This is a genomic window from Vreelandella subglaciescola, assembly GCF_900142895.1.
In the GTDB taxonomy this organism is placed as follows: Bacteria; Pseudomonadota; Gammaproteobacteria; order Pseudomonadales; family Halomonadaceae; genus Vreelandella; species Vreelandella subglaciescola.
Genome location: NZ_LT670847.1, coordinates 1,542,551 through 1,554,669, shown reverse-complemented (window position 1 = coordinate 1,554,669; position 12,119 = coordinate 1,542,551). Strand labels below are relative to the sequence as shown.

Here is a 12,119-nt window from a genome sequence, read left to right as displayed (position 1 = left end):
GCGGGGGCATTTTGTTTGGCCTGAACAATGTAGAGGGCCTGAAAAAAGACGCGCGATGAAAGTCCCGTAATGAAAGCCCCGTAATGGAAGCGCCGTGATGAAACAACAACCAACGACCGGCAGTGATACGCCACCCGATGCCTGGTGGGCCGTGGTGGCCGTCATGTTCGGGATATTTTTGCTGGTAACCGCCGAGCAGCTGCCCATCGGGCTGCTGTCCCAGGTGGCGGGTTCGCTTGAGGTAACGCCCGGTATGGCCGGGCTGATGGTTACCGTTCCCGGCGTGGTGGCGGCGTTTTCCGCGCCGCTGCTGCCCGTGGCGGTTGGCCGGCTCGACCGGCGGGTGATGCTGACGCTGTTAATGCTGCTGATGGTGGCTGCCAGCGTGCTGTCGGCCTTTGCCGAAAGCTTTGGGCTGCTGCTGGCCGCCCGCGCGGTGGTGGGCGTCAGTATCGGCGGCTTCTGGGCGATTGCCGGCGGCATTGCGCCACGGCTGGTGGCGTCAGAGCAGGTGCCCCGCGCCATGACGATCATCTTTGGCGGCGTGGCGGCGGCCTCGGTACTGGGGGTGCCGCTGGGTACGCTGCTGGGCGAGTTCAGCCACTGGCGGGTAGCGTTTGTCGCGCTGGGCGGGTTGAGCCTGCTGACGGCTGCCGCGCTGTGGCGCTGGCTGCCGCGTCTGACCCCGCGCGAGCCGGTGCGCCTTGCCGTACTGGGCCAGCAACTGACCAACCGTGGCGTGCGGGTTGCCGTCATCACCACCGGGCTGGTGGTAGTTGGCCACTTTGCCGCCTATACCTTTATCAGCCCGGTGCTGCAAAACATCAGCGGGGTGTCGCTCAGCCACATCGGCAGCCTGCTGTTGCTTTACGGCGCGGCGGGCATTATCGGTAACGTGGCGGCGGGCCTGTTTGCCGGACGCCACCCGTACACCGCGGTGCTGGTGATCCCGTGTGTGCTGCTGGCGGTGGTGGGCAGCTTTCCGCTGCTCGGCGTGGCACCGGTCAGCGGCGTGGTGCTGTTGATGCTGTGGGGCGGGGTGTTCGGCAGCGTTTCGGTCAGCATTCAGACGTGGATACTGCGTACCGCTCCCAATACCGAGGCGGCCACCGCGCTGATGGCGTTCGTATTCAACCTGTCGATTGGGATTGGCTCGATGCTGGGCGGCCGGCTGGTGGATGGCGCCGGACTTTCCGGCGCCCTGTGGGCGTCCTCAGCGCTGTTTCTGGGCGGCGCACTGCTGGTGTTGAGCACGCCGTCGCGGCTGGTCACCCACGCTCGCTAAGGTGTGTTCTATGGCCGTTCTATCGCCAGCGCCACCCCCTGGCCGCCGCCGATGCACAGCGTGGCCAGGCCTTTGTGGGCATCGCGGGCCAGCATTTCATGCACCAGCGTGACGAGTATGCGGCAGCCCGACGCGCCAATCGGGTGGCCAAGGGCAATGGCGCCGCCGTTGACGTTGATGCGCGAGGTGTCCCAGCCGAGCTCCTGGTTGACCGCAATCGCCTGGGCGGCGAACGCTTCGTTGGCTTCGATCAGGTCGAGCTCATCAACGCTCCAGCCGGCCTTGGCCAGGCAACGCCGCGTCGCGGGCGCCGGGCCCATTCCCATGATCGCCGGGTCAACGCCGGCGTTGGCGTAGCCGGCAATACGCGCCAGCGGCTCAAGCCCCAGCGCCCTGGCTTTGGCCGCCGAACACAGCATGACCACTGCCGCGCCGTCGTTAATGCCCGAGGCGTTGCCGGCGGTGACGCGTCCATCCTTCCTGAAGGCCGGACGCAGGCCGGCGAGCTTCTCGGCGGTCAGCTGGCGGGGGCCTTCATCGGACTCAAACTGCGTGACGTGGCCTTTGCGCCCGGGCACGGCAATCGGCGTGATCTGACTGTCAAAGCGGCCGTTTTCGATCGCCTCATGGGCCTTGTGCTGGGACGCCGCGGCGAAGGCGTCCATGGCTTCGCGGCTGATGGCGTACTGCTCGGCGATATTTTCCGCGGTAATGCCCATGTGATAGTCGTTAAAGGCGTCCCACAGGCCGTCCTGGACCATCGAGTCCACCGCTGTCCAGTTGCCCATACGCTGGCCGTGGCGTGAGTGGGGCAGCAGGTGCGGCGCGGCGGACATGTTCTCCTGGCCGCCGGCCAGCACGATCTCGGCATCGCCGCAGCGAATGGCCTGGGTGGCCAGATGCAGCGCCTTTAGGCCCGAGCCGCAGACCTTGTTGATGGTCATCGCCGGCACGGCGTGGGGCAGGCCGCCGCCAATCGCCGCCTGCCGTGCGGGGTTCTGCCCGGTGCCCGCGGTCAGCACCTGGCCGAGCAGCACTTCGTCGATCTGGCCGGGGTCCACGCCGGTGGATTGCATCAGGTCCTGAATGACCTGAGCGCCCAGCTCGCTGGCCGGCACGTCGGCCAGTGAGCCGCCAAAGGTGCCAATGGCGCTGCGCTTGGCAGCCACTATCACAACATCTTGCATGCAAACCTCCCGAATTGAGTTCTGCTACGCCCCACGTGACCCGTTAAAAGCGCTTAAGCCAGCTGCACCGGAATGGCGTTGCTGGTGTGGCTGACGTCGTTGCCTTCCTTGAGATACACCAGCGACGGCTGGTGCGCGTCCAGCTCGCTTTCAGCGTAATGCGCGTAGCTGCAAATGATGATGCGGTGGCCGGGGCTGCCGTGATGCGCGGCGGCGCCGTTGATGGAAATGATCTTTGAGCCTTCCTCGCCGCGAATGGCGTAGGTGGTAAAGCGCGCGCCGTTGGCCACGTTGTAGATCTGAATCTGTTCGTTTTCGCGAATGCCGGCCATGTCCAGCAGCTCGCCGTCGATGGCGCAGGAGCCTTCATAGTGGAGCACGGCGTGGGTAACGCGAGCCATGTGGAGTTTGGCTTTGAGCATGACGGTATGCATGAAAAAATCCTTTGAAGCGTGAGAAGCGTGAGAAGCGTAGGGGCTAGCGGCAAAGCCGTCTGCCCGTGCCTTAAGAGGCTGGAAGGTCGAGCGTCAGGTTGTCAATCAGGCGAGTAGAACCCAGATAGGCCGCAGCCAGCAGCACAGCCTCGCGGGTGTGCGCCGTGACCGGATCGAGCCGGGTATCACGCAGGGCCAGATAGTCCGGCGTAAAGCCCGCGCCTTGCAGCGCCTGGTGCCCCTGTTCGAGCACGGCCGCGTGGTTATCACCGCGCGCGAGCTGTTCGCGCATGGCACGCAGCGTGCGGTACAGCGCCGGCGCGGTGGTGCGCGCTTCAGCGCTTAAATAGCCGTTGCGCGATGACAGCGCCAGCCCGTCGTCGGCGCGCACAATGGGCACGCCGTCAATCTCGATGGGCAGGTGCAGGTCGGCCACCATTTTGCGAATCACCGCCAGCTGCTGGTAGTCCTTTTCGCCAAAGCAGGCCAACTGCGGCGCCACCAGATGAAACAGCATGCTGACCACCGTGGCGACGCCGTCGAAGTGGCCGGGGCGCGAACCGCCGCACAGCCCTTCGCTGACGTCCGGCACGTGAACCTGGGTGGACGTGCCCAGACCATTGGGATAAAGCGTGTGAGCCTGGGGCGCAAACAGCACGTCGCAGCCGGCGTTTTCCAGTGCGGCCTGATCGGCGGCAAAGGTGCGCGGGTAGGCGTCGAGGTCTTCATCGGGGCTGAACTGCAGCGGATTGACGAACAGGCTGGCGACGACCACGTCGGCACGCTTGCGCGCGTGGGCTACCAGCGCCAGATGCCCGGCATGTAAATTGCCCATGGTCGGTACCAGCGCAATGCGCTGCCCGCGCTGGCGGGGCTCGGCGAGGGTGTCGCGCAGTGCCTGGATGGCTTTCAGGGTATGCATATTGTGTTTACCACTAAACCCGTGTTCCGTGTTTTAAAAACAATGCTCGGACGCCGGAAAGGCGCGCTGCTTGACGTCGCTGTGGTAGCGCGCAAAGGCGTCCTGCACGCTTGCCGTCTCGGCCATGTAGTTTTTGACAAAGCGCGGTGCGCGCCCCGGGCTAACGCCCAGCACGTCGTGCATCACCAGTATCTGGCCGTTAGTATTCGGCCCTGCGCCAATGCCGATCACCGGTACGTCCAGCGCTTCGGTGACCGCGCGGCCAAGGCTTGCCGGCACGCATTCAAGCAAAATAATTGAAGCGCCGGCTTCAACCAGCGCTTGGGCATCGGCAATGATCTGCTCGGCGTGTGCCGCGTCGCGCCCCTGTACCTTATAGCCGCCCAGCTGATAGACGGTTTGTGGGGTCAACCCCAGATGCGCGCACACCGGCACGCCGCGGCGCGTCAGCTCGCGCACGCCGTCGGCCATCCACGCTTCGCCTTCTACCTTGATCATCTCGGCTCCAGCACGCATCAGCGCGGCGGCGTCGTTGAGCGTGCGCTCGACGGTGGCGTTGCTCATGAAAGGCAGGTCGGCCATCAGCAGGCTCGTACCTTTGCCCGCAGCGGCGGCGCGGGTGTGATAGCACATATCGTCAAGCGTTACCGGCAGCGTGCTGGAATGCCCTTGCAGCACCATCCCCAGCGAGTCGCCGACCAGCAGCACTTCTATACCGGCCTGGCTTGCGACCTGGGCAAAAGAAGCGTCGTAAGCGGTCAGGCAGCTGAACGTTTCCCCGCTGCGTTTGAACGCGCGCAGAGTGTTCAGGGTGACGGTTTTCATGGCGTGCTCTCGCTGTTGGCAGGAGGATGGTTAGCGCTACGCCGAGTGGGGTAAACGCCGCCTACTTGATTCGGACGCTAATTGTTACCCGAATACGCCGCTGGTGTCGAGAGGTGTGTCGAACGGTAGCAAACGCCGTGTTCGTAGGCGAAAAGGGCGCAAGGTGTCAGGCCAGCGGCGTGACGTCGCCGCTGAGGCCTGCCAGCCATTGTTCAAGCGGCCGGCCGTGCAGGCGCAGGTGCGATGCGATTTCACACAGCGGGCGTAGCACAAACGCGCGCGCGTGCATGTGCGGGTGCGGTACCTGAAGCCGGGGATGTTCAATGGGCGTGGTGTTGAAAAGTAACACGTCGAGATCCAGCGTGCGCGGCCCCCAATGGCGCTCCCGCCGGCGCCGATGACGCTGTTCCAGCGCCTGCAGCTGGTCGAGCAGGGCAAGCGGCGAAAGGTACGTTTCCAGCGCGGCGACAGCATTGACGAAGTCGGGCTGATCCTGGGGGCCCACCGGGCGGCTGGCGTAAAGCCGTGAGGCGCTCGCCACCCGGCTCAGCGGCAGCGCGTCAAGCTCGCCAAGGGCCGTGGCCACCTGCTGGCGGGGCTGGTCAAGATTGCTGCCCAGGCCGATGTAGGCCAGCGACGTTTGACGGGGGGGCGTGGATAACATGGCGCGTGCCTACTCCGCGTTGCGCGGCTTGCGCTGGCGGCGTTTACGGCGCTTACCCTGGCTTGCCGGGTCGCTGCCCGCCTTGTTGAGTAACCGGCGCTGTTCGTGTTCGTCGCCGGCTTGAAAGGCGGTCCACCATTCGCCCAGCCCCTGGGGTATTTCACCGGCCTGTTCGCGCAGCAGCAGCAGATCGTAGGCGGCGCGAAAGCGCGGATGTTCCCGCGTCTGAAAGGCGCGCTTGCCCTGGCGTTTGGCCAGCCGTTCCTGCAGTTCCCAGATATCGCGCATGGGCAGGCCAAAGCGCTTGGGAATCGAGGTGTGGTGCAGCTGGCGCGAGATAACCTGCTGCGCGGCATTCTGCATCGCCGGGACGCTGGGCATGCCGCTATTTTCCAGTGCGGCCTTGCGGGTCACAACCGGCGCCCACAAGAACGCGGCGAGCAAAAAGGCTGGCGTGACCGGGCGGCCGTCGGCAATGCGGCGGTCGGTATTGGTCAGTGCGGCTTCCACCAGATCTTCGGCCCGGGAGTCATCGGCCATGGCTTCTTCGGCCTCGGGGAAGAGCATGCCGAACAGCCCGTAGTGGCTGAGCATCCGAAACGTCATCAGCCCGTAACCGGCCATGAACAGCTTGAGCACTTCATCAAACAGCCGCGCCGGCGGAATCTGCAGCAGCAGCGGCGCCATCTCGTAAATGGGCGCTTCGGCGGCTTCGTCAAGCGTGAAGTCCAGCTTGGAGGCAAAGCGCACCGCGCGCAGCATCCGCACCGGGTCTTCGCGGTAGCGGGTTGCCGGGTCGCCGATCAGGCGTAGCGTGCGCGTTTCGATGTCGTGAATGCCATCGGCAAAATCGTGCAGGCTGAAGTCGGCAATGCTGTAATACAGCGCGTTGATGGTGAAATCACGGCGCAGGGCATCCTCTTCGATGCTGCCCCAGACGTTATCGCGCAACAGCAGCCCGGCATCGGACTGACGGGAAATGTGGTCGGCGTGCTCATCCTGGGGCTTGCCGCGAAAGGTAGTGACTTCGATGATTTCGCGGCCAAAGCGCACGTGAACGATACGAAAGCGCCGCCCGATCAGGCGCGAGTTACGAAACAGCTCGCGCACCTGCTCCGGCGTGGCGTTGGTGGCCACGTCGAAGTCCTTGGGCATTTTACCCAGCAGCGCATCGCGAATGGAGCCGCCGACGAGAAACGCACCAAAGCCTGCGCCATCAAGGCGGTACAGCACTTTCAGCGCAGCGTCGCTGATGTGCTGGCGCGAGATGGGGTGCTCGGCGCGGGGAATAATGCGGGGTGTGGTCAGGCCGGTCTGGCCGTTTTCATGGTGGAGGGATTTCAAATGCTCTCCGGGATTTAAACAGCGGATAAGTCCTTTGAACATGCGGCAATTTTGCCTCGCCGGATGTTAAAAATGACGTGAGAAATGATCGAGTGTAGCCGACCCCCCTGGCCTTGCAAAGCACAAGCGTCGGCAGAAGCGCAATAAGGTCCGCTCAGCGGACGTGAAAGACGGGCGCAAATAGAAAGGGGAGCCCGATGGGGCTCCCCTTGCAAGCGGATAAGTCAGCGTCCTTGCTGTTGTTTTTTTCATGTTGGCACATCGCCCTGAATACGCACCGCAGTCAGTAGTAGTCGTGAGGTTCACGGATGATTCCGACCGCCTCGTATTCAAAACAATAATCCAATCGCGAGCTTCTCCTCCCGGCTATTATTATTGTTGCCGGGGGCACGCGGATGACCGTTATTGTTGTTCGTGGCCGTTTTTGCGTGCATCGCGTTGTCTACTGGGCGGCTTGTCATCTGGCCCCGGTTGTTATTGTTGGGGGAGCCATGGTGCAAGTCGAGAGAGTGCCCGTTGTTGTTATTGTGCAGGCTCGTCTCTTTATTTTTGGCTGTCTTGCCGTGTTGTTATTGTTGAAGGCAAGAACGAAGGCAGCGTCTGGATTGTTATTGTTGGAGCTCCGTCAGGATTGATCGCCGCCTGGCCCAGTAGGTTAAAGTTGTTTGTTTTTCTTACCCTATACATTGCATTCGACGTGCCAGTTTTTAGCAATCCTTTAATTTTCAGATAATTACATAATGTGTAAGCAGTGTGTAGAAAAGATGGCCGACCGAGTGTTACCGCTTTTTGCCACGAAAAACGCCGGGATTGTGTGGGACGGTAACAGTGCCGGGTAACGTTTTTTCACGTGCGCAGGAAAGACGTAATCGCTTTAAAAACAAGGCATTAGACGTTGGTCTAAGAGGCGCCTGGGGCGGCGCCATGGGCATGAGGCTTGGCGGAGAGGCGTAGCAGAGCTCGCGCTTTCAGGGCGTGCGCCGGGCGTTTTTCTTGCGCGGGATGCCCAGCCGCTGGCGGCGCTCCCAGAGGTTTTTACGGCTGATACCGAGCTTTTGCGCCAGCTCGGTTTCGCTCATGTGGTCCTGGTGCTCAAGGACAAAATGCTGGAAATAGTCTTCCAGCGACACGCCTTCCGCCGTTTCATCGGCATGAGTGTCTTCCGCGAGGGCATCATCGGGGGCCTGTGCCGGGGTGGCGGGCACGGGCTGCGGGCGCGTGGCTGCCGGGGCGAGGCCGAGATCATCCGGGTGAATCAGGTGGCCTTCGGCCAGAATCACGCTGCGCTCCAGCGCGTTTTCCAGCTCGCGCACGTTGCCCGGCCAGGGGTAGTCATGCAGATCCTGGCGCGCCGCGCGCGACAGCCGCAGGCCTTCGCGTTTATGGCGTTTGCAGGCCTTGTCGAGAAGAATGTCGGCAATCGCCAGCACGTCGTCTTCCCGTTCGCGCAGGGCCGGCAGATCGATCTGCATGACGTTCAGGCGATAGTACAGGTCCAGCCGGAACTCGCCGCTTTTGGACAGCGCACCCAGATCGCGGTGGGTGGCGGCGATCAGGCGGACATCGACATGGCGGGTTTCGACCGAGCCGATTTTGCGAATTTCACCTTCCTGCAGCACGCGCAGCAGCCGCGCCTGGGCATCGAGCGGCAGCTCGCCGATTTCGTCGAGAAACAGCGTGCCACCGTCGGCGGCTTCGACCAGCCCCGTGCGCGAGGCGCTGGCGCCGGTAAAGGCGCCTTTTTCGTGGCCGAAAAGCTCCGATTCGATCAGTGTTTCGGGGATCGCCGCGCAGTTGACCGAGATCAGCGGAGCACCGGCGCGTTTGCTCTGCTGGTGCAGGGCACGGGCGACCAGCTCCTTGCCGGTGCCGGACTCGCCCTGGATCAGCACGGTAACGTCGGCCGGGGCGGTTTTGCGGATGCGGGTATACACCTGCTGCATGGCATCGCAGTCGCCGATCATGGGCTGGCTGCTGCCGCCTGCGTCGGTGATGTCGGGGGGCTCGCCCTGACGCATGGATTGCTGGTGCAGCAGGCGCGCCACGGTTTCCACCAGCTCGGCGTGGTCAAACGGTTTGGCAATGTAGTCAACCGCGCCCTGTTTGAGCGACTCGATGGCCGAACGCATGCTGGCGTAGCTGGTCATGATCAGTACCGGCACCGGCGCGGCACGCTCGATCAGCGCCGTGCCTGCTTCTCCGGGCAGACGCAAGTCGCTGATCACCAGATCAAAACGCTGGGGGTCGAGCACGGCGGCGTCTTCGACGCTTCCGGCTTCGCTCACCGCGTAGTCGTGGCGCTCCAGCAGCCGCTTGAGGGCGCTGCGGATAATCGCTTCATCTTCAACAATCAGAATCTTCTGCATGGGGCGGCGGATCGTCCTGTTGCTTGTCTGGGTGATAGAGCGGTAGCCATAGCGTCATGGCGGTGCCGCGGGAGTGGCCGGGGGGTGGCGAGGCGACGGCGATGCTGCCCTGATGCTCGCTCACAATCTGGTAGGCCAGCGACAGCCCGAGCCCGGTGCCTTCGCCGGCCGGTTTGGTGGTGGCGAACGGCTCGAACAGGCGGTCGCGCACTTCGGGGGCAATGCCCTGACCGTCGTCGGTCACGCGCCACCAGGCGTCTTTGCCGTGGATGCCGGCGCTGATCGTGACCGTGCCGTGGGGCGCGCAGGCGTCGCGGGCGTTGCCCAGCAGGTTGAGCATGACTTGAATAAGCCGCTGGGCATCGCCGCGTACCACCACGTCTGACGGGCAGATGTTGTGAAACGTGACCGCCTCGCTGGTGCGGGCCAAGTGTAACAAATGCAGGGCTTCCTCGCTGATGCGGCCCAGTCCTATCGGTGAGCGTGGCAGCGCCACGGCGTTTCGCCCGCCGTGGGTAAACTCCACCAGCGAGCTGACGATGCGAGTCACCCGTTCGGTCAGCGTTTGAATCTGGTCGGCGGTTTCCAGCAGCACCGGATCGTCGGTGTCGTAGCGCAGGTTTTGCGCCAGCGACGAAATCCCGGTAATCGGGTTGCCGATCTCGTGGGCCACGCCGGCGGCCAGCTGGCCGATGGACGCCAGCCGGGCGGCGTGCACGAGTTCGTCTTCGAGCCATTTCATCTCGGTGTGATCTTCAATCATGACCACGCGGCCGCCGCGGCTGTCGTCGCCGCTCAAATCCGCGGTGTGCAGCGTCAAAAAGTGATCGCGGTTGTGCAGGTGAGCGGCCTGTTTGTAAAGCGTGACGCTTACGCTTGAAAGCGCGCTTTGCAGCAGCGTCGGCCAGGGTTCGGGAAGGCTGTCGCGGTGGGCGCCAACCACGCTTTCACCGCTGATGCCGGAAAGCTCGGCCAGTGCCCGGTTCCACATCACCAGCTCGTCGTCGTTGCCGAAGACGCACAGCCCGACCGGCAGGTTGGCCAGCGTCTGGCGGTGGTGGCGGCGCAGGCCGTCGAGCTCCCGTGCCAATCCTGTGAGCCGCGAACGGTAGGCTTCCAGACGGCTTTCGACAAAGTGGATGTCGTCGGTGACCGGCACATCGTCGTTGCGGTAGGGCAGGTAGCGGTCAACAATGTCGCGGGCGACCGACGGCCCCATCAGCCCGGAAAGGTTGGCCTGAATGCGATCGCGCAGGCGGCGCAGCGCGTAAGGGCGATGCTCCTCGCGGTTCAGATTGAGGGCTTGCAGGGCACGGTTGACCTCGCGGCCGGCGGCTTCGTCGCCCAGCGCTTCGGCCAGCTGGGCGCTGAAGTCGGCCACCGTGGCGGCTTCAAGTGGCAGGCGTTTGGAGCGGATGACCGCGTCCACCGAGCAGGCCTCTGCGGCCGAGCGCTCGCCTTCCGAGGTGCGGGTAAACAGCGACACGACGATCAGCGTGAGAATGTTGGCGGAAAGTGACAACAGCGTGACCTGATACCAGAGCGGCTCGCCGGGCAGCGGCAGCCACATCTCGGGCAGCGATACGAACAGCGGTAGCCACAGCCCCCAGAGCCAGACGGCAACGCCGGCCAACAGCCCGGCGACCAGGCCGTTGCGGTTGGCGCCGGGCCAGTACAGCAGCGCGAGCATGCCCGGCAGACACTGTGCCATGCCGACAAAGGCCGCCAGCCCCAGCGCCATCAGGTCGTGGCGGCTGCCCACGGCGGCATGAAACAGCCAGCCGCCGATCACCACCGCGACAATCAATCCGCGGCGCAGCCAGCGTAGCCAGCCGTAGAGGTCGGCGCGGGCTTCGGGTGGGTGGGCGACCAGCACGATGTGGTTGAGCACCATGCCCGAGAGCGCCAGCGCAATCATGATCATGGTGCCGCTGGCGGCCGCCAGCCCGCCGACAAAGGCCAGCGCGCCCACGGCGGCGTGCTCGCTCATGAGGTAGGCAGCGTAGGCGGTGACGCTGATGGGCGCGCCGGCGGTCTTTTGCGCGGCCCACCAGATCAGCGGGACGGGCAGCGCCATGAGCAGCAAAAACAGCGGCAGCGTCCAGCTGGCCTGCAGCAGCGTATGCCGCGAGAGGCTTTCGGCAAAGGTGATATGAAACAGGTGGGGCATCATGAAGGCGGCAGCAAAAAACAGCAGCAGCAGCGTGCGCCAGTGCGCCGGGTCAAGGGTGGGCGTCTGCGCGGTCAGCGCGCGCCCTTCGCCGCCCAGCCACTGCTGCAAATGCTGAGGGCCGTCGAACACGCCCCACAGCGCGATGGCGCCGAGGGCGAGCATGACGCCAAGCTTGACCAGCGACTCGAAGGCAATGGCGGCCAGCAGCGTGTTGTGGCGCGCGCGCAAGTGGCTGTAACGGGCGCCGAACAGGACCGCGAAGGCGGCAATCACCAGACAGAACAGCAGGGCGACGCTGCTGCCCGCCGTGGTGCCGGTCATGGCGTTGATCGCCTCGCTCAGGGTTTTGACCTGAATCCCCAGCAGCGGCAGCACAGCGAGTACGCTGACCAGCGTGACGATGGTGCCCGCCCAGCGGGTGCGAAAGCGGAAAGCGAATAGGTCAGCCAGTGAGGCGAGCTGGTAGGTGCGGGTAATCCGCTGAATGGGGACGAGCAGCACCGGGGCCAGCAAGAACGCGCCGGCTGCACCGAGATAGTAGGCCAGATAGCCAAAGCCGGCGTTGGCGGCAAACTCCACGCTGCCGTAGATGGCCCAGGCGCTGGCGTAAACCCCGAGCGACAGGGTATAGACCGCCGGATGACGCGTCAGCCGGGGGGACACCCAGCCCCGTTCAATCGCCAGGCCACAGCCAAACAGCAGCGCCAGATAACCCAGCCCCAGCAGCACGATTCCCGTCAATTCAGCGCTCATCAAGCTTCCTTTTTTGTTCCAGCCATACGGTGAGGGCGATGAGCCCGCCCCAGATCAGAAACGGCCGGTACCAGGCGATATCCGGGTTGCCCCAGCCGCTCATCAATAGCGGCGACAGCAGATAGCCACCGAAAACCAGAAACAGCATGATGCGGTACACGTACAC

Annotated in this window: 11 protein-coding genes; 2 read left to right on the top strand and 9 right to left on the bottom strand. The window is 64.0% G+C overall.

The features are described 5' to 3' along the window. Positions 1–97 precede the first annotated feature (97 nt). Complete coding sequence (locus B5495_RS07215) at positions 98–1,285, top strand: MFS transporter (protein ID WP_079552535.1); 1,188 nt, start codon at positions 98–100, stop codon at positions 1,283–1,285. A gap of 8 nt (positions 1,286–1,293) precedes the next feature. Here B5495_RS07215 and B5495_RS07210 read toward each other — a convergent pair whose 3' ends face one another. From B5495_RS07210 to pcnB, 6 genes are all read right to left on the bottom strand, one after another. Next, on the bottom strand, positions 1,294–2,472 hold the full coding sequence (locus tag B5495_RS07210; protein WP_079552533.1) for an acetyl-CoA C-acetyltransferase: 1,179 nt from the start codon (positions 2,470–2,472) through the stop codon (positions 1,294–1,296). 53 nt (positions 2,473–2,525) lie between these two features. Beyond that, complete coding sequence (gene panD, locus B5495_RS07205) at positions 2,526–2,906, bottom strand: aspartate 1-decarboxylase (RefSeq protein WP_079552531.1); 381 nt, start codon at positions 2,904–2,906, stop codon at positions 2,526–2,528. 70 nt (positions 2,907–2,976) lie between these two features. After that, entirely contained in the window at positions 2,977–3,828 is an 852-nt protein-coding gene (gene panC, locus B5495_RS07200) for a pantoate--beta-alanine ligase (RefSeq protein ID WP_079552529.1), read from the bottom strand. Between the two features lie 33 nt (positions 3,829–3,861). Then, entirely contained in the window at positions 3,862–4,653 is a 792-nt protein-coding gene (panB, locus tag B5495_RS07195) for a 3-methyl-2-oxobutanoate hydroxymethyltransferase (protein WP_079552527.1), read from the bottom strand. A gap of 166 nt (positions 4,654–4,819) precedes the next feature. Beyond that, the gene (gene folK, locus B5495_RS07190) at positions 4,820–5,317 is read right to left on the bottom strand and encodes a 2-amino-4-hydroxy-6-hydroxymethyldihydropteridine diphosphokinase (RefSeq protein WP_079552525.1); all 498 of its coding nucleotides are present in this window, start codon (positions 5,315–5,317) and stop codon (positions 4,820–4,822) included. A gap of 9 nt (positions 5,318–5,326) precedes the next feature. Continuing rightward, positions 5,327–6,703 carry a polynucleotide adenylyltransferase PcnB gene (gene pcnB / locus B5495_RS07185; protein ID WP_079552524.1) on the bottom strand — a complete coding sequence of 459 codons (1,377 nt, stop codon included), beginning with the start codon at positions 6,701–6,703 and terminating at the stop codon, positions 5,327–5,329. A 353-nt stretch (positions 6,704–7,056) separates the two neighbouring features. Here pcnB and B5495_RS14620 point away from each other — a divergent pair, with 353 nt between their 5' ends. Then, positions 7,057–7,296, top strand: a complete 240-nt coding sequence (locus tag B5495_RS14620) for a hypothetical protein (RefSeq protein WP_154045238.1) — start codon at positions 7,057–7,059, stop codon at positions 7,294–7,296. A gap of 333 nt (positions 7,297–7,629) precedes the next feature. Here the strand turns inward: B5495_RS14620 and B5495_RS07180 are convergent, their stop codons facing one another. Genes B5495_RS07180 through B5495_RS14750 form a run of 3 tightly spaced genes read right to left on the bottom strand, consistent with a single transcriptional unit; the run spans position 7,630 to position 12,119 of the window. Beyond that, entirely contained in the window at positions 7,630–9,027 is a 1,398-nt protein-coding gene (locus B5495_RS07180; protein WP_079554959.1) for a sigma-54-dependent transcriptional regulator, read from the bottom strand. Further along, positions 9,005–11,953: an ATP-binding protein gene (locus tag B5495_RS07175; RefSeq protein WP_079552522.1), complete on the bottom strand. Its 2,949-nt coding sequence runs from the start codon at positions 11,951–11,953 to the stop codon at positions 9,005–9,007. Before B5495_RS07175 ends, B5495_RS07180 begins: the two co-directional genes overlap by 23 nt. After that, positions 11,943–12,119 carry a hypothetical protein gene (locus B5495_RS14750; RefSeq protein ID WP_172824536.1) on the bottom strand — a complete coding sequence of 59 codons (177 nt, stop codon included), beginning with the start codon at positions 12,117–12,119 and terminating at the stop codon, positions 11,943–11,945. Before B5495_RS14750 ends, B5495_RS07175 begins: the two co-directional genes overlap by 11 nt.

Bases quoted from the DNA above. Each gene is read 5' to 3' on its own strand.
- pcnB (WP_079552524.1), bottom strand. From the start codon at position 6,703: ATGTTCAAAGGACTTATCCGCTGTTTAAATCCCGGAGAGCATTTGAAA.
- B5495_RS07210 (WP_079552533.1), bottom strand. From the start codon at position 2,472: ATGCAAGATGTTGTGATAGTGGCTGCCAAGCGCAGCGCCATTGGCACC.
- B5495_RS07175 (WP_079552522.1), bottom strand. From the start codon at position 11,953: ATGAGCGCTGAATTGACGGGAATCGTGCTGCTGGGGCTGGGTTATCTG.
- panB (WP_079552527.1), bottom strand. From the start codon at position 4,653: ATGAAAACCGTCACCCTGAACACTCTGCGCGCGTTCAAACGCAGCGGG.
- folK (WP_079552525.1), bottom strand. From the start codon at position 5,317: ATGTTATCCACGCCCCCCCGTCAAACGTCGCTGGCCTACATCGGCCTG.
- panD (WP_079552531.1), bottom strand. From the start codon at position 2,906: ATGCATACCGTCATGCTCAAAGCCAAACTCCACATGGCTCGCGTTACC.
- panC (WP_079552529.1), bottom strand. From the start codon at position 3,828: ATGCATACCCTGAAAGCCATCCAGGCACTGCGCGACACCCTCGCCGAG.
- B5495_RS14620 (WP_154045238.1), top strand. From the start codon at position 7,057: ATGACCGTTATTGTTGTTCGTGGCCGTTTTTGCGTGCATCGCGTTGTC.
- B5495_RS07180 (WP_079554959.1), bottom strand. From the start codon at position 9,027: ATGCAGAAGATTCTGATTGTTGAAGATGAAGCGATTATCCGCAGCGCC.
- B5495_RS07215 (WP_079552535.1), top strand. From the start codon at position 98: ATGAAACAACAACCAACGACCGGCAGTGATACGCCACCCGATGCCTGG.